The following is a 15,688-nucleotide window of genomic DNA, read 5'->3' on the forward strand; positions in this document are numbered from 1 at the left end:
AATACTGTTCATACTAAGCCGGCAGCAAATCTACTGCCGGCTATTTTTGTTAAACAAGGGGATTTGCTGTGTTTTACAACAGCTGAAAAAGGAAATGAGCAAGACTTTTTTAAATAGGAGAAACGGTTACGTAAACGTTTACTTTTTTTCTATGAGCCGTTAAAATGGGGAAGAAAGAGTTTTCATGCTCAGGAGATAAAGAGACCGGTTTGAAAAAATAGATTGCTAGGAGGTTTTTTATATGAAACAGACGTGGTGGAAGGATTCTGTTATTTACCAGATTTATCCCCGCAGCTTTATGGATTCCAACGGCGATGGAGTTGGTGATTTGCGCGGAGTCATCATGAAGCTGGACTATTTAAAAAAGCTGGGGATTGATGTCATATGGCTGAGCCCTATTTTCAAGTCGCCCAATGCCGATAATGGGTATGACGTCAGCGACTATCAGGATATTATGACAGAGTTTGGAACGATGGCAGACTTTGATGAGCTGCTGGAGGAGGCGCATAAGCGCGGTCTTCATATCATGCTGGATCTTGTTGTCAATCACTCAAGCGATGAACATAAGTGGTTTGTAGAATCCCGTTCTTCTAAGGACAACCCATACAGAGATTATTATATTTGGCACCCAGGAAAAGAGAATGGGCAGCCGCCAAGCAACTGGGGTGCAGCCTGGGGAGATTCGGCCTGGAAGTATGATGAGAAAACAGGAGAATACTATTTGCATCTTTTCCATGAGAAGCAGCCTGATTTGAACTGGGAGAACCCTAAGCTTCGCCAGGAGGTTTACCGTATGATGAACTTTTGGCTGGATAAGGGTGTAGATGGTTTCCGTATGGACGTTATCAATTTCATTTCCAAGGTTCCGGGATTTCCTGACGGTGAAATGATTGCAGGAGCAAAATTTGGAGACAGCGGCCCCCACTTTTTAAATGGCCCCCGTATTCATGAATTTTTACAGGAAATGAACCGGGAATCCTTAAGCAAGTACAATGTCGTAACAGTTGGCGAAATGCCGGGTGCTAACGTCGAACAGGCTAAGCTGTATACAGGGGAAGAACGAAACGAATTGAACATGATTTTTCATTTCGAGCATGTCGATATCGGAAATGGACGTTATGGAAAATGGGATCCGCAACAATGGAAGCTGAGCGAGTTGAAGAGGATTTTTTCCAGATGGCAGACAGGGCTTGAAGAAGCAGGCTGGAATTCTTTGTACTGGTCCAATCATGACCAGCCGAGAGCGGTTTCCAGATGGGCCAATGATTCAGAGGAGTATCGGGAAATCAGTGCAAAAATGATTGCCACGTGCCTGCACTTCTTAAAGGGAACGCCATATGTGTACCAGGGAGAAGAACTGGGGATGACGAATGTTTCTTTTGAAAAAGTGGAAGACTACCGCGATGTGGAAACATTGAACGCGTTTCGTGATTTGTATGGCGAGGGCAGGCTCAGCCTGGAGGAAATGATGCGCGGCATCCATGAACGCAGCCGTGATAACGCAAGAACACCGATACATTGGGATGACAACGAAAACGGAGGCTTTACAACCGGGACGCCTTGGATTGAAGTAAATCCAAACTATAAACAGATTAATGCGAAGCAAGCCTTAGAAGATGAACATTCCATCTTTTATTATTATCAAACATTAATCCGCCTGCGCAAGGAAGAGCCTGTGATGGTACATGGAGCATATGATGTGCTGCTTGAGGATCATGAACAGCTCTGGGCTTACACGAGAACGCTGGAAAATGAGCAGCTGCTTGTAGTGTGCAATTTTAGTGATACCCGCCAGGACTTTGAACTTCCGGAGTCTCCTGCGTATCAACGTCACGAATTGCTTATTGCTAATCGGGAGATAGAGGAAGGAAGCTCTGCTCAAAGCTTTACATTAGAGCCTTACGAAGCAAGGGTGTATAAGCTTTTTAAGTAATAGCTTTTGAAAAAGTTGTTTTCGCATAGATGGCTGCTGTACGTATAAAGGATTTTTCCTTATGTTGTCTGTCTTCGTGATTTTCGTACGATGGACTGGGTTTTTGCGGGAAATAGCAAATAAGATTACGAAAAGAGCCGTTGAAAAATACTGAATAATGGTGCAGATTATTTGAAGCCGGAGCTCCTCTTAGATAAACTGATATGGATAGAAAATGTATCCAGGAGGTCGTGCTATGAAATTTGTTGCCATTGTGGGAAGTCTTAAAAAGCAGTCCCTTAATCGAAAACTTGCAGCCTATATTCAGGAACGTTATAAGGAAAAAGCGGACATTGAGATTCTTCCTATCGAAAAGCTTCCGTTTTATTCAGAGGATGAGGAGTTGAACCCTCCTTCTATTGTGACAGACATTAAGAAGAAAATTGCCGATAGCGACGGGATTATTATCGCGACGCCTGAATATAACCACTCTATTCCCGGCGTGTTAAAAAACGCGCTCGATTGGTTTTCACGTGTAGATAGAGTAATGGTCGGCAAGCCTGTTATGATCGTAGGCGGGTCACCTGGTATTTTAGGGACTGTCCGCGCCCAGGTTCATCTGCGCCAGATTTTGAATTCACCAGGCATTTCTGCTTTGGTTCTTCCGGGAAATGAGGTATTCGTAGGTGGTCTTCATGAAAAGCTTGATGAATCAGGACATCTCACACATGAACCGACTTCTCAATTCCTGGATGGCGTAATGGATAATTTTCAAAAATGGGTTGAAAGAACAAAAGGATTTTAAATTTTAGCATGGTAGGCAGGGGGCAGGAATATATAGGGTCCTGCCCCCTTTGCTGCTGGCAGGGAGGCTAGTGTGAGGAATGCTTTAGAAAATATTGACAAAATAAATGGAATCGCTTACAATTTTCAAGAGAATAAAGAGGCCATTCGGAAAAATGACCTTTTTAAATTGGAATTTCCCAGTTCCTTATTGTAAAAGCCTGCATATTCAGTAAAAGAGTAAGAGATTCTGCAGATTTCTTCTTTTTTTAGGATGGCGGGTTTTTTGGTGTGAAAAAGAGAGGTAATTAGATAAAAAGAGACACAAAGCCCTCCTGAGCAAGAGTTTAGGAGGGTTTTTGGGGATGGCCATGTTGGATGAATGGAGGATCTGTCAGTAGATGGAGGAGATTACGAGGGAATGCAGGTAGTTTTAAAGAAAATGCCGGAAGAATGGAAAAGAATGCTGGAAAATGAAAGAAAATGCAGGGAAGTTTTGAATAAATACAAGAAAGCTTCAAATGAATGCAGGAAATCTATGAAAAGCACAAGCGCCTTGCACATCGGCGTACGGTTTTCAGAGTCTTTAACTGAGATATAAGGAATACAAAAAAAGCACCGACCTCCAATGGGCCGGTGCTTTTAATTGAGAATTTTAGCGAATAATTGAGAATGATGAAATCGTGTTTACGAGCTGGCTTATTTTACAGAAGATGCTTCTTCCGGAATAGACAAACCAAGTCCTTTGGCTACAAGTGTGCCGTATTCAGGGTCAGCCTTATAGAAGTGCTGAATTTGGCGAAGCTTGATTTCGTCTTTTTCGACAGGCTTCATTGCCGCCACAATATTTTCAACAAGGCGGGCTCTTTCCTCTGTGGTCATCAATCGATATAAGTCGCCTGCCTGTGTGTAATGATCATGGTGGTCGTAGGCAGTACTGTCTGCGGTGCCGGAAACCTGATAGGCTGAAGGCTTATGTTCAGGTGCTTCACTTGGTCCGCCATAGCTGTTCGGCTCATAGTAAACAGAGCCGCCGCCATTGCCGTCAAAGCGCATCTGGCCGTCACGCTGGTAGTTTCGGACCTCCGCTTTAGGACGGTTGATTGGCAGATGGTTGTGATTGGCGCCGACACGGTACCGGTGAGCATCTGCATAGGCAAATAAGCGGCCTTGGAGCATTTTATCAGGCGATACCTCTACGCCCGGAACAAGTGTGCCAGGAGAGAAGGTGGCCTGTTCCACTTCCGCAAAATAGTTCTCCGGATTGCGGTTTAACACCATTTTGCCAACTTCAATCAGCGGGTAGTCCTTGTGTGACCAAACCTTTGTCACATCGAATGGATCGAAGCGGTACGTATTCGCATCCTTAAGAGGCATGATTTGAACGTAGAGCTTCCATGCAGGGAAATCGCCTTTTTCGATGGCATTGTAAAGATCCTCTGTATGGTAATCAGGATTTTCACCTGCAATTTTAGCTGCCGCATCGGCAGAAAGGTTTTTGATTCCTTGCACTGTTTTAAAGTGGTACTTGATCCAGACGCCTTCTCCGTCCTCGTTGACCCACTTGAAGGTATGGCTTCCGAAGCCATCCATGTGACGGAGGGTGGCAGGAATGCCGCGGTCAGACATCAGGATGGTCACTTGGTGCAGGGATTCAGGAGATAAAGACCAGAAATCCCATACTGCATTGGGATTTTTCAGGTGAGTGGCCGGATGGCGTTTTTGAGTATGGATAAAGTCAGGAAACTTAATCGCATCACGAATGAAGAAGACAGGAGTGTTGTTGCCGACAATATCGTAGTTGCCTTCTTCTGTATAGAATTTAACCGCAAATCCCCGAGGGTCCCGTACTGTGTCCGCAGATCCAAGCTCACCTGCTACAGTGGAGAATCGGATGAACAAAGGAGTGCGTTTGCCGACTTCAGACAGGAAGTTTGCCTTTGTATAGGCAGTCAGGTCGTTGGTTACTTCGAAGTAGCCATGAGCCCCTGCCCCTTTCGCATGGACGACGCGTTCTGGAACACGTTCTCTGTTGAAGTGGGCAAGTTTTTCTAATAAATGAACGTCCTGAATTAAAGTAGGGCCGCGGGATCCTGCTGTGATCGAGTTTTGATTGTCTCCAACCGGAGCACCCCAGCTTGTCGTTAAATTCTTTTTCTCATTGGTCATGTACAGTCACCTCTTAGAATTTAAATTTGTTATTGTTAATAATAACATCTCTCAATATAAAATCAATACTTATTTATAATTATTTTAAATAAAAACCCATTATAATGTTCAGCCGATTTGCAGAGCTGCTTTTTTGGCACTATTACACTCTATGTATAAAACGGCCAAACAAGAATGGGAAATTCCTTTAGTTAAGTAAAGGGGTCAGACCCCTTTAGTGCTTTAATCTATTAAATCGGCACGGTGGTAGGGGTGAGACGAGAGCTTTAAAAGTAAGTTAGGGGCAGTACTTGCAGATGCAATGGGACGAGGAGACTTTCAACCGTCCGCGGCAAAGAGAGCACTTGGAGCAGAAGCCTTCATACCTTCAATAAATTTTCATGATGCCGCTTGTTCCCAGCTTGATAGAATGAATGGAATAAAATAGAGTATTATATAGAATATGTAAATTTGGAGGTTTTTTATGATATTCATATTACTGGTCTTACTGGTTATCGGGATGTCTTTGCTCTCTTCGCCCACGATAAAAGGGAGGCTAGGAGAGTTTGAGGTTAAGAAACAGTTAAATAAACTCGATGCGGAAGAATATACCGTTTTGCATGATGTTCTTTTGCCGACTGTGAAGGGAAAGACCTCCCAGCTTGATCACTTAGTTATATCAAAAGCTGGGATATTTGTGATTGAGACCAAAAACTACCGCGGATGGATTTACGGAAGCGAACGAAGCAAGCAATGGACACAGGTCATCTACAAACGAAAGGAAAGGTTCTACAATCCTATTTTTCAAAATTACGGCCATATCCAGGCGCTGAAACAAATTGTTGGAGAGCAGTTTCCAATCCCTTATTACTCTTTGGTTGTTTTTTCAGAAAGGGCTGTTTTGAAAAAAGTGGAAGTATCCGCGTTAAACACTCATGTCCTTCAAACAGAGCAATTGTTGAAGTGTTTAAAGGGCTACCATGAAGAAATGCTGAATCCCATGCAGCGAAAGGGAATTCTTTATCGGCTACAAGCAAGGTCGATTGAGGGAAAAGAGGCAAGAAAGGGCCATATTGAACAAATTAAAAAGGATCAGGCTGAAAAAAAGGCCCAAATTAAAGCTGGGATTTGTCCAAAATGCGGAGGTAGCCTTGTACAAAGGAAAGGACGGAATGGTTCCTTTTATGGATGCAGCCAATTCCCTGCATGCCGGTTTACCTCCTGAAACCGGCTTTAAGGAATAGAGGATGAACGCCCGGAAATCGGTCGAAAGGCTGGTATCAGGGGGTATCAAATAACTCTTCTAAAAGGGATTCGCCTGTGCTGAATCCTTCGTTTGCAATCGTTCTCAAAAAATAAAACTTCGGCTGCTGCAGGTACCGGGTTTTTTTCTGCTCCCGCTCGATTTCTTTGGTCAGCCTTGCCTTTTCAGCTTCAAATTCGTCAGGAGGAACGGCATACGTAAAAGTAGAGCTTAAGGTGTTATAGCGGACTTTTATTTCTTCTATTTCTTCCCGGTCTTTTCGGATGACGACATGGTAGTGGTTCTCTCCGTCTTCTTCCAAAGAGGCAGAAAAGTTAAGCTCCATATAGTCAGCGTTTACTTTTTCATTTTTTGTTTTTACCACAAATCCTCTTTCGCGAAAATATAGCTCAAAATCGGAAAGGAAATCGACCAGCTTTTCACGCAGAAAAGGCCGGACATTCTCTAAATAAAGGTCCTGATTTTGGCTTTGGAGCGCATAAAGGAGACTTTCCAATTCCTCAATTTCCTTCGTCACATCATGTTCCATATCTATCACCCTTGTCTTTTCAATCTTACTACTATTATACCTTTCTTCCAAAATAGATACACTCCATGATCGAGACAAAAAGGGGATTTTAATCGTTCTTTTTCACAGAAAAATAGAATAGGTGTATCATACATGCATTTTCAAATGCTCATATGCTTTGAAGTTCCACAATCCCAAGAGGAGGGGACATCATGCTGGTGTTGAAAAATGTAAATGGATATGACGGCAGGGGAGGTCTTTTGCAGAACGCCGCTATTTTTATTGAGAATGGAAGGTTTGGGAAAATTGGAGAGTATGTGCGGACTCCTGAAGGCTGCGAGGTTCTTGATATGGCGGGAATGATCTTGACACCCGGCCTTATTGATGTGCATACACATCTTGGTGTGCAGGAGCAGGGGGTTGGCGTGGAGGGGCGGGATTACAATGAAACCAGTTCAGCCGTCACACCCCAGGTACGCACACTGGATGGCATCAATCCGATGGAAACGGGATTCATTGATGCAAGGCAAGCGGGGGTTACCACCGTACAGGTTATGCCCGGAAGTGCCAATGTGATTGGAGGGGAAACGGTGGTGTTGAAAACGGCGGGAGATATTGTCGATGAAATGGTCCTCAAATGTCCTGCCGGGTTAAAAGCAGCTACAGGTGAAAATCCTAAACGAGAGCATGGGCAAAAAGGGAGACCGCCAGTGACACGGATGGGGATAGCGGCCCTCCTCAGGGAAGAATTGATAAAGACTCAGGATTATTTAGAAGAAAGGAAAAAGGGGAAAGCAGAACGGAACCTTGGGCTGGAGACGCTAGCCAAAGTGTTGAATAAAGAAATCCCTATGCGCATACACGCACACCGTGCTGATGACATTGCCACTGTTTTAAGGCTGAAGAGAGAATTTGATTTTAACCTGACGATTGAGCATTGTACGGAAGGGCATCTCATTGCCCCTTTTATCGCAAAGCACCAGGTTCGTGTGTCAGTGGGCCCTACAATGTCAGCCCGTTCAAAGGTAGAGCTGGCCAATAAAGGCTGGCATACCCTGGTGGCGTTGGCAGAAGCCGGTGTTCCTTTTTCCATCACAACGGATCATCCCATTGTCTCCATTGAACACTTAATGGCGTGTGTCATTCTGGCTGTAAAAGCCGGTGTCAGGGAGGAGCTCGCTCTTCAAGCTGTGACATTGAATGCGGCTCTGCATCTTGGGGTGGAGGATCGGGTCGGATCTGTTGAGGAGGGAAAGGATGCGGATTTTGTCGTGTGGAGCGGTGATCCTTTTGATCTTCGCAGCCGGGTGCTGATGACATTTATTAATGGAGTGCAGGTGTAGGCTGAGGTTTTGAAGAATAGTACGTGTTAAAGAGGAGGGGGAAGAAAGGTGAAACAAATTATTGCGATGGGCGGAGGAGGTTTCTCCATGGAGCCGGAGAATGTCCTTTTGGATCAGTATGTATTAGAGCAAGCACGCTGTTCGGTTCCAAAGATCTGTTTTATCCCCACAGCCAGCGGTGATGCCGAAAGCTATATCGAACGTTTTTATCATGCCTTTCAAAAACTTTCCTGCGTACCGTCACACTTGTCTTTATTTAAGCCACCGGCAAGTGACTTAAGCGATTTTATTATGGAAAAGGATATTCTGTATGTAGGGGGAGGCAATACGAAGAATCTGCTCGCCTTATGGAAGGATTGGGGACTGGATCACCTATTGAAAAAGGCGTGGGAAAATGGAAAGGTTTTGGCGGGAATCAGCGCTGGTTCCATTTGCTGGTTTGAGGAAGGGATGACGGATTCCTATGGCAGCGATTTAAGACCGCTTTCTTGCTTAGGTTTTTTAAAAGGGAGCAATTGTCCGCATTACGATGGGGAAGAGGAAAGAAGGCCATCGTACTATCAGGCGCTGCTGGAAGGCGATATTCAATCAGGCTATGCTGCAGATGATGGGGCTGCCCTGCATTTTATGGGGCAGGAGCTTTATCGTGCAGTGAGCTCACGGCCTTATGCAAAAGCCTATCGAGTGGAGCGGGCAGGGAATGCTGTGATTGAATCGGCCATTGTGACCGATTATCTTGGCGAGGATGGCAAGGAGGATGAAGGTGTGGCGCTTTAGTTAACTAAAGGGGTCTGACCCTTTTAGTGCTTTAAAGTGAAGAAGGGGTCTGACCCCTTTTGTGCGTTAATGAGCTAAATTACGGCCATTTCGCGGTTTTGACTTTACTTCACAGCTGACTCACGCTATGATGATAGAAAATGAATATCTATGATTCTACTAGGGGTGCCTGCTTTTGGGCTGAGAGAAAAACTGTGTTTTTTAACCCTTTGGACCTGATCTGGATTGTGCCAGCGTAGGGAAGTAGCAGAGGGAATTATTATTCTTTGTACATCGCTATTTCAAGCCAGGTCCTGTCAGTGGGATCTGGCTTTTTCATTTGGCATAAAGAATAGGAGTGATCATAATGGAATTGAATTTTATAAGTGAAGCATTGGAAAAGGTGAGGGTTCAAAACCCTCTTGTACATAATATTACCAATGTCGTCGTAACGAACTGGACAGCAAACGGGCTGCTTGCTATTGGAGCATCTCCGGTGATGGCCTATGCTGCAGAAGAGGTTGCGGATATGGCTGGTATATCGAGTGCGCTCGTTTTAAACATCGGCACATTAAACCCTGTAACGGTAGATGCCATGATTTTGGCTGGGAAAGCAGCAAACAAACAAGGCATCCCGGTTATTTTTGATCCTGTCGGTGCAGGGGCTACATCTTATCGGACAGAAACAGCTCAAAGAATAATGAGAGAAGTAAAGCTTTCTGTAATCAGAGGAAATGCAGCTGAAATTGCCAATGTAGCAGGAGAGGCATGGGAAATCAAAGGAGTCGATGCAGGAAATGCAAACGGAGATGTGATGAAGCTCGCTATTTCAACGTCTAAAAAACACAAAATCACAGTCGTCATTACCGGAAAAACAGATGTGGTGACCGATGGAGAGACTACCTACACCATTTCGAACGGAGATCCTCTATTAACAAAGGTAACGGGAACAGGCTGTCTTTTAACATCGGTCATCGGCGCCTTCGCTGGTGTGGAGAAAAATGCAGTTAAAGCAGCTGCAGCTGCATTGGTGGTGTACGGAGTCGCGGCAGAGAAAGCTGCACACTTAGCTGCTGATAGGGGACCGGGCAGCTTCCAAATAGAATTTTTAAATCAATTATCAAAGGTTTCTGCAGACGATATTCAGGAAGCTGGGTCTTTTTCAAAAAGGCAGTCTTAATTTTTAACAGAAAGGATGAGGCATCATGAAAAAAGCATTAACCATTGCGGGATCAGACAGCGGCGGCGGTGCAGGAATTCAGGCAGATTTAAAAACGTTTTCGGAGCTTGGAGTATATGGAATGTCTGCTCTTACCGCTGTAACGGCTCAAAATACGCTAGGTGTTCAGGCGGTTTTTCCAATGGAGCCTGCAGCGGTTGCTAAACAAATCGATTCCATCGGGTCAGATATAGGAACGGATGCGGTTAAAACCGGAATGCTGTTCAGTGCCGATATTATTGAGGCGGTTGCGGAAAAAATTAAACACTATCAATGGGAAAAGGTTGTAGTCGATCCTGTCATGATAGCCAAGGGAGGGGCCTCACTCCTTCAAAAACAGGCAATTGCCTCCTTAAAGCGATACCTGCTGCCGCTTTCGATGATTGTAACGCCGAATATTCCTGAAGCAGAGGTTCTGACGGAAAGGGCCATTCGAACAATGGAAGATAAAAAGGCAGCTGCCGAGCGAATCATTAAGCTTGGAGCAAAGCATGTCATCCTGAAGGGCGGACACGATGAAAATCCCGAGGAATCAGAGGATCTCCTTTACGACGGCCACACGTTCACTCTTTTTCAAAGCAAACGAATCCAGACAAAAAATACTCATGGAACAGGGTGTACGTTTTCAGCAGCCTTGACTGCAGGGCTTGCGCAGGGGCTGCCTGTTAATCATGCTGTTTCAAGAGCCAAGGATTTTATTCAGGCTGCTATTCAATATGATCTTGGGATTGGAAACGGTCATGGACCAACCAACCATTGGGCTTACCGGGAGTATGCTTTAAATAAAGGGTCTGTTAATGCTCAAGGTTGATATTGAGCTAAAAATATTGGAGTGAAAACGCGAGACTCCGGAAGCGAAGAGGCTCGCGAACAACCGTCGGAAAGCGAGCGCCTGGATTGACATCAACAGGCAGGATGAACAGAGCCTAAACAAAAAGGAGAAAGTATTCAATGATTAGTCGGATGGATAGAGAGACCATTAAGCAGGCTTTAAAGGTTTATTTTATTATGGGAAGCACGAATTGTCTTGCATCTGATCCCGGCAAGATCCTTAAAGAAGCCATAAACGGAGGTATCACCTTATTTCAATTCAGGGAAAAAGGCTTGAATGCATTGGCAGGAAAGGAAAAACGTTCTCTTGCTATGCGCCTTCAATCTATATGCAAAGAGCATGGCATTCCTTTCATTATCAATGATGATATTGAATTGGCCATTGAATTAGAGGCAGATGGGGTGCACATTGGCCAGGAGGATGAGCCCGCAGAAGCAGTCCGTGCCAAGATTGGAGACCGTATCCTTGGCGTTTCTGTCCACTCTCTTGAAGAGGCTGAGGCTGCCCAGCGAGCCGGCGCTGATTACTTTGGAATTGGACCGGTTTTTGCTACGGTAACAAAGGAGGATGCTAAGCCTGAGAGAGGGACCGTCTTGATTGAGATGCTTCGTGAAAAAGGCTTTCAAGTTCCAATCGTGGGAATCGGGGGCATTCATGCGGGAAATGCAGCCTCTGTGATCGAGGCAGGCGCAGACGGTGTTTCTGTCATCACAGCGATCAGCACAGCAAAGGATGCAGCTGCTGCCGCAGCTGAATTGAAAAAAAGTGTAGGGGTATAACAGGAGGATAAAGGTCTCTAATGCGGTGCGGAGTAACCCCATTAGCCATTGTCCTGTTCAGCACTTTTAAAAAATAGTCGGCAGTGCCGGCTGCAACGCCATGTTACAAAGCTGTCCTGTTATCAACTGTCTGTTGGTGGCAGGCTTTTTTAATACTAAAATGGAATTTTTCCATTTGATATGAAAATTTATTTTCCAGATAAAATGAAATAAATTTATCGACAAAATGCTGCATGAAAGAAGGTGTGTGCGATTTTATAAATTGTTGATAAATCAATGGGTTTACAATATGTGGATAATAGAGGGTATCATTTTTCGACAAAAAGGGAAAAGGAAATTGTTTGAATTTTTAGGAAAAGTTGAAATTATGTAGCGATAGTGTCGCACTTTTTGATTTATAATATATATATAATGAATCCGACGATGGATACGATGAAAAACATTCTGAATTTGGGCACCTGATTAAAGAATGTTTGGAGTGAGTGGTGCAACCGACCATTTAGAGGAATGACAACCTTGGAGATGGAGTGGTTTCATTGAAAATTGTTTTGGACAAGGACTGGATTGAATTACTAGCTGATGCAAAAGCCATGGGTCTCACGAAAGAAGAGGTATTGGACTTTTTACGCAGGGAAAACCAGAAAAAGGAAGAATGAACAATTGAATACGCATTTCACTCCAAAAAAACTTGTATTTGTGAAGGCAGATACGGTTTTTTTTGTTGGCATTCGCATAGAGTGCTGCTTTATTTCCAATGGATCAATTCCGTGATTTGTCCGCTTCGTGATTAATTTGCGAAGGGCCATTTCTTTTAGAGATCGGCATGATCCATGGATTAAAAGTAAAAAACGCCCTGCAAAGTTGGTGCAGGACGGGTGTATACCGAGGGCCTGTACCATTTTTACAGGCCGTTATTCCTCAGAAGTATCGTTATAGGTGCGTTCGTTAAGATTAGGGGTTTCTGTTACGGCGAAATTAACAGACTGCAGGCTCATTCCAGGCTCAATCCCGAATAATTCCTCAACAGAATTAGGTGCTTTGTCTTCACTTTGTGATAAAACATCTTTCTTTTCCATTTTTCTCCCCTCCTTTTGTAATGAATACATACCCAAAAAACGTCATTTAATCACCTCTCCTAAAAATTTTTGTGGCCAAGCCATATGGCTCAGAGAAGAGTCTTTTATGCGTTAACGCAAAAAAGGGGTCTGACCCTTTCTTTACTTTAAAGCATAAAAGGGGTCTGACCCCTTTAGTGTGTTAAAGAATTAAAGTTTGAACTATTTGTCTATTCCTTTTAGTGATTTTTCTTAATGTTTTAAAAAGTGTTTGCTATCTTTTTTTCCCTTTTATATAATTTTGTATTGCACAATATATATTTTTTATTCATCATTTTCAGCGCCAATAATGTTTTACGTTTACATTTGTGCAAAGTAGAAAGGGAGATTAAATCATGATTGAGCTGGTAAAAACTCTAACAAGCCTAAATGGACCATGCGGCTATGAACATGAGGTAGCCTATTTTATCAAGGACTATCTTGAAGGGAAAGCAGATGAGGCGGTTATTGATTCGATTGGAAATGTGATTGCACGGAAAAAGGGGACAAAACCTGGACCGACTGTGCTTGTAACGGCCCATATGGATGAAGTGGGATTTATTGTAAAGAAAATTGAAGGAAATGGGCTTCTTCGTTTTGAAAAGCTTGGAGGACATGACGACAGGATTTTACTGGCAAAGCCGGTTAAGGTGCTTGGAGAGAATGGCATAGTGGATGGTGTGATAGGGACAATGTCTGCCCACTATGTGAAATTTGATGACCCATCCAAGGTCCGCAAGCATTCCCAGCTTTATGTGGATATCGGTGCCAGCTCGAAAGCAGAGGTACAGGAACTTGGCATAGAAGTTGGAACGCCCATCACATGGGGAACTGAGTGGAAGATGACGGGTCCAAAAAGAAAAGAAGTCATCATTTCGAAAGCCTTGGATGATCGTGCGGGCTGTGCTGTACTTTTGCAATTGCTGAATGAACTGCAGGGAGAGGACTTTGCAGGGGAACTGATCTTTTTGTTTGCCGTACAGGAGGAAGTGGGACTAAGGGGTGCCCAGACGGCTGCCGCTAGCTTAGAAGCTGATGCTGCCATTGCAGTGGATACTACAGCTGTCAGCGATACGCCTGAAGAAACGATGGATCAGAGCCTTCGTCTTGGAGATGGTACGGGCATCAAGGTGATGGATTTTAGTTTAATTGTACATAAAACGATAAAAAATCTACTGGTACAAGCTGCTAAAACAAACGGAATTCCCTACCAATTAGAAGTGTTTCCAGGCATAGGTACAGATGGAGGGGCAGTAGCACTTTCCAATAAAGGAATCCCGACCGGTGTTTTATCCATTCCTTCCCGCTATGCACATTCACCTGTTGAAATGGTCAGCGTGACAGACCTTACAGCCACCAAGGACTTGTTAAAAGCGTTTGTCCTGGAATTAGACCAGACTGCAAGCTTTGCTTTCTAAAAAAAAACTTTAGCATCCACTTTTTTAAAAGGAAACGTATCCTTATCAGAAATTGTCTTTAATTCTAGTTGCTTTCATGCAGTAAAGTGTAAAAGGGGTCTGACCCCTAAAAAGAAGCAGCAAGCATGGGCTCACTGCTTCTTTATTTCTTCATATTTCTGAAACCATTCAGGGAATGCTTTTTTAAACTGAATGGGCTTGAAGTCCTCTTTTCTCACCACAATATGAGTGGTGGTTCCTTCTGCACAAACCTCGCCCTCTCCATTCACCACTTCAAAGCCATACACCGTTTTCAGCCCCTGGTTCTTGTCCACCCAAGTCTTAACAACAACCTTATCTCCAAGCTTGAGTGACTTTTTGTATGTAATTTCTAAATTGTAGATAGGAGCATAAAAGCCTGCCCTCTCCATTTCCAGGTAGTCAAAGCCTGCATCCTCAATTAATTGTGTCCTGCCAAGCTCCAGCCACTTAATATAATTAGCATGGTAAATGACTCCCATCATATCGGTATCCGCATAAGAAACTTGAATTTCAATTGAAGCTACATGCATGTCATATCCTGCCCTTCACCAAAATTATCTTATAAACCAATATAACACAGTCTATTTCGGATTACCCGCGAACTGGTCGCTGAGTGCTTTAGTGATTTAAAGCGCAATAGGGGTCAGACCCCTTTTGTGCTTTACATTACTAAAGTGGAAGACCCGGACTGTAGGCTAAAAGTGCGAATTGAGAATTTAAGCCATTTGCCACGTAGATTTATGTGTAAAAAGGGAAGAATAGAAGGAGAGGAAATATAAGCATAGCAGCATTATTTATAGGTTTTATGCTTTTTATGGCATTCTTCGACTTTATTAGTTATTAATTTTTATCTTTTTGTCTTGTGATTATGACAACGTTTTATAGATGCCCGGCTTATAATAGAAAAAACGTCTCATTAAGCCTCGGGTAAATTTGATTGCAGAGGTGCTTCGAATGTTTAATGAAGAAGAGAATTTTGCCAAGGGAATGGTATGGGCAGTTGGTTTAAGTATTCCGTTATGGCTCTCATTTTTCGGATGGATTAAAATGGTCAGTATGCTTCTCCATTCTTAGTTCATCAGGAAGACATTTCGAATGTAGAAAACATCTAACAGTTGACTTTTAATTAATTCAGGACCGGACAGGCAAGCTTCTGTACCGGTCCTTTTATTTTTTGAAAATGCTCGATTTAAAAGTGCCCTCATGCTGAATGAACGGACGCACAAGACTCCTGCAGGAAAAGCGAGTTATGGGGAGACATTGAAAAGCTAAAGCAGCGAGAAGGCTCCCTAACTGCCCGCGGTAAGCTTCAGGCAGGATTAACAGAGCATACTTGAAAAGAAACCTCCTTAAAAATCTAATTCTGCAGGAAACACACATAGATGATGGGTACCGCAAGCCTGTCATTGAGCAGAAATAATAATCCAAACGGAACAGCCTCCTTTCCATGTATAATAAAAAAGGGTTAAGGAAGGCTGTTTTTGCCTGTCTTGTCCTTACAAAACTCTTTGGCCGACTGAATAAGTGATGGGCACTTAATTCAGCCAACATATTATATGAAGTAAAAAGAATCTCACTTAAAATAGAAACCTAATTCATTCCATGCACGTA

At 43.6% G+C, this 15,688-nt stretch carries 15 protein-coding genes and 2 riboswitches; of the genes, 11 read left to right on the forward strand and 4 right to left on the reverse strand.

All coding sequences use genetic code 11. From position 1 onward, the window contains the following. Nucleotides 1-241 precede the first annotated feature (241 nt). From A5N88_RS18845 to A5N88_RS18855, 3 genes are all read left to right on the forward strand, one after another. The gene (locus A5N88_RS18845) at nucleotides 242-1,933 is read left to right on the forward strand and encodes a glycoside hydrolase family 13 protein (protein ID WP_066268825.1); all 1,692 of its coding nucleotides are present in this window, start codon (nucleotides 242-244) and stop codon (nucleotides 1,931-1,933) included. A gap of 235 nt (nucleotides 1,934-2,168) precedes the next feature. After that, nucleotides 2,169-2,717: an NADPH-dependent FMN reductase gene (locus A5N88_RS18850; RefSeq protein WP_066268827.1), complete on the forward strand. Its 549-nt coding sequence runs from the start codon at nucleotides 2,169-2,171 to the stop codon at nucleotides 2,715-2,717. Nucleotides 2,718-3,116: 399 nt separating this feature from the next. Then, nucleotides 3,117-3,296 (forward strand): hypothetical protein, encoded by a 180-nt coding sequence (locus tag A5N88_RS18855; protein WP_157090726.1) that lies wholly within the window; start codon nucleotides 3,117-3,119, stop codon nucleotides 3,294-3,296. A gap of 98 nt (nucleotides 3,297-3,394) precedes the next feature. On the opposite strand, the gene katA is transcribed toward A5N88_RS18855, so the two are convergent. Next, complete coding sequence (gene katA, locus A5N88_RS18860; RefSeq protein WP_066268832.1) at nucleotides 3,395-4,864, reverse strand: catalase KatA; 1,470 nt, start codon at nucleotides 4,862-4,864, stop codon at nucleotides 3,395-3,397. A 463-nt stretch (nucleotides 4,865-5,327) separates the two neighbouring features. On the opposite strand from katA, the gene A5N88_RS25910 reads away from it, so the two are divergent. After that, nucleotides 5,328-6,068 carry an NERD domain-containing protein gene (locus tag A5N88_RS25910; protein ID WP_066268834.1) on the forward strand — a complete coding sequence of 247 codons (741 nt, stop codon included), beginning with the start codon at nucleotides 5,328-5,330 and terminating at the stop codon, nucleotides 6,066-6,068. 55 nt (nucleotides 6,069-6,123) lie between these two features. On the opposite strand, the gene A5N88_RS18870 is transcribed toward A5N88_RS25910, so the two are convergent. Next, nucleotides 6,124-6,687, reverse strand: coding sequence for a hypothetical protein (locus A5N88_RS18870; RefSeq protein WP_157090727.1), 564 nt, complete (start codon nucleotides 6,685-6,687; stop codon nucleotides 6,124-6,126). 140 nt (nucleotides 6,688-6,827) lie between these two features. On the opposite strand from A5N88_RS18870, the gene A5N88_RS18875 reads away from it, so the two are divergent. From A5N88_RS18875 to A5N88_RS24485, 6 genes are all read left to right on the forward strand, one after another. Further along, nucleotides 6,828-7,958 (forward strand): amidohydrolase, encoded by a 1,131-nt coding sequence (locus tag A5N88_RS18875; protein ID WP_066268839.1) that lies wholly within the window; start codon nucleotides 6,828-6,830, stop codon nucleotides 7,956-7,958. Between the two features lie 48 nt (nucleotides 7,959-8,006). Then, complete coding sequence (locus A5N88_RS18880; RefSeq protein WP_066268841.1) at nucleotides 8,007-8,735, forward strand: Type 1 glutamine amidotransferase-like domain-containing protein; 729 nt, start codon at nucleotides 8,007-8,009, stop codon at nucleotides 8,733-8,735. 151 nt (nucleotides 8,736-8,886) lie between these two features. Beyond that, a riboswitch (TPP riboswitch) is annotated at nucleotides 8,887-8,994 on the forward strand. An 87-nt stretch (nucleotides 8,995-9,081) separates the two neighbouring features. Then, nucleotides 9,082-9,894 carry a hydroxyethylthiazole kinase gene (gene thiM, locus A5N88_RS18885; protein WP_066268842.1) on the forward strand — a complete coding sequence of 271 codons (813 nt, stop codon included), beginning with the start codon at nucleotides 9,082-9,084 and terminating at the stop codon, nucleotides 9,892-9,894. A gap of 25 nt (nucleotides 9,895-9,919) precedes the next feature. Next, nucleotides 9,920-10,744, forward strand: a complete 825-nt coding sequence (thiD, locus tag A5N88_RS18890; protein ID WP_066268843.1) for a bifunctional hydroxymethylpyrimidine kinase/phosphomethylpyrimidine kinase — start codon at nucleotides 9,920-9,922, stop codon at nucleotides 10,742-10,744. A gap of 143 nt (nucleotides 10,745-10,887) precedes the next feature. Beyond that, complete coding sequence (gene thiE, locus A5N88_RS18895; RefSeq protein WP_066270680.1) at nucleotides 10,888-11,544, forward strand: thiamine phosphate synthase; 657 nt, start codon at nucleotides 10,888-10,890, stop codon at nucleotides 11,542-11,544. A 416-nt stretch (nucleotides 11,545-11,960) separates the two neighbouring features. Continuing rightward, a riboswitch (cyclic di-GMP riboswitch) is annotated at nucleotides 11,961-12,050 on the forward strand. A gap of 30 nt (nucleotides 12,051-12,080) precedes the next feature. Next, nucleotides 12,081-12,200 (forward strand): anti-repressor SinI family protein, encoded by a 120-nt coding sequence (locus A5N88_RS24485; RefSeq protein WP_157090728.1) that lies wholly within the window; start codon nucleotides 12,081-12,083, stop codon nucleotides 12,198-12,200. Between the two features lie 255 nt (nucleotides 12,201-12,455). Here A5N88_RS24485 and A5N88_RS25115 read toward each other — a convergent pair whose 3' ends face one another. After that, the gene (locus A5N88_RS25115; protein ID WP_157090729.1) at nucleotides 12,456-12,620 is read right to left on the reverse strand and encodes a hypothetical protein; all 165 of its coding nucleotides are present in this window, start codon (nucleotides 12,618-12,620) and stop codon (nucleotides 12,456-12,458) included. A gap of 374 nt (nucleotides 12,621-12,994) precedes the next feature. Between A5N88_RS25115 and A5N88_RS18900 the strand changes: the two genes are divergently transcribed. Next, entirely contained in the window at nucleotides 12,995-14,056 is a 1,062-nt protein-coding gene (locus tag A5N88_RS18900; RefSeq protein ID WP_066268848.1) for a M42 family metallopeptidase, read from the forward strand. A 131-nt stretch (nucleotides 14,057-14,187) separates the two neighbouring features. Here the strand turns inward: A5N88_RS18900 and A5N88_RS18905 are convergent, their stop codons facing one another. Next, nucleotides 14,188-14,607: an acyl-CoA thioesterase gene (locus tag A5N88_RS18905; protein WP_066268850.1), complete on the reverse strand. Its 420-nt coding sequence runs from the start codon at nucleotides 14,605-14,607 to the stop codon at nucleotides 14,188-14,190. Nucleotides 14,608-15,688 lie beyond the last annotated feature (1,081 nt).

Source organism: Heyndrickxia acidicola, from assembly GCF_001636425.1.
GTDB lineage: Bacteria > Bacillota > Bacilli > Bacillales > Bacillaceae_C > Bacillus_AE > Bacillus_AE acidicola.

Excerpts from the sequence above, each read along its gene's own strand:
- A5N88_RS25115 (WP_157090729.1), bottom strand. The coding sequence starts at position 12,620 with ATGGAAAAGAAAGATGTTTTATCACAAAGTGAAGACAAAGCACCTAAT.
- thiD (WP_066268843.1), top strand. The coding sequence starts at position 9,920 with ATGAAAAAAGCATTAACCATTGCGGGATCAGACAGCGGCGGCGGTGCA.
- A5N88_RS18845 (WP_066268825.1), top strand. The coding sequence starts at position 242 with ATGAAACAGACGTGGTGGAAGGATTCTGTTATTTACCAGATTTATCCC.
- A5N88_RS18905 (WP_066268850.1), bottom strand. The coding sequence starts at position 14,607 with ATGCATGTAGCTTCAATTGAAATTCAAGTTTCTTATGCGGATACCGAT.
- A5N88_RS18900 (WP_066268848.1), top strand. The coding sequence starts at position 12,995 with ATGATTGAGCTGGTAAAAACTCTAACAAGCCTAAATGGACCATGCGGC.
- A5N88_RS25910 (WP_066268834.1), top strand. The coding sequence starts at position 5,328 with ATGATATTCATATTACTGGTCTTACTGGTTATCGGGATGTCTTTGCTC.
- thiM (WP_066268842.1), top strand. The coding sequence starts at position 9,082 with ATGGAATTGAATTTTATAAGTGAAGCATTGGAAAAGGTGAGGGTTCAA.
- katA (WP_066268832.1), bottom strand. The coding sequence starts at position 4,864 with ATGACCAATGAGAAAAAGAATTTAACGACAAGCTGGGGTGCTCCGGTT.
- A5N88_RS18855 (WP_157090726.1), top strand. The coding sequence starts at position 3,117 with ATGCAGGTAGTTTTAAAGAAAATGCCGGAAGAATGGAAAAGAATGCTG.
- A5N88_RS18875 (WP_066268839.1), top strand. The coding sequence starts at position 6,828 with ATGCTGGTGTTGAAAAATGTAAATGGATATGACGGCAGGGGAGGTCTT.
- A5N88_RS18850 (WP_066268827.1), top strand. The coding sequence starts at position 2,169 with ATGAAATTTGTTGCCATTGTGGGAAGTCTTAAAAAGCAGTCCCTTAAT.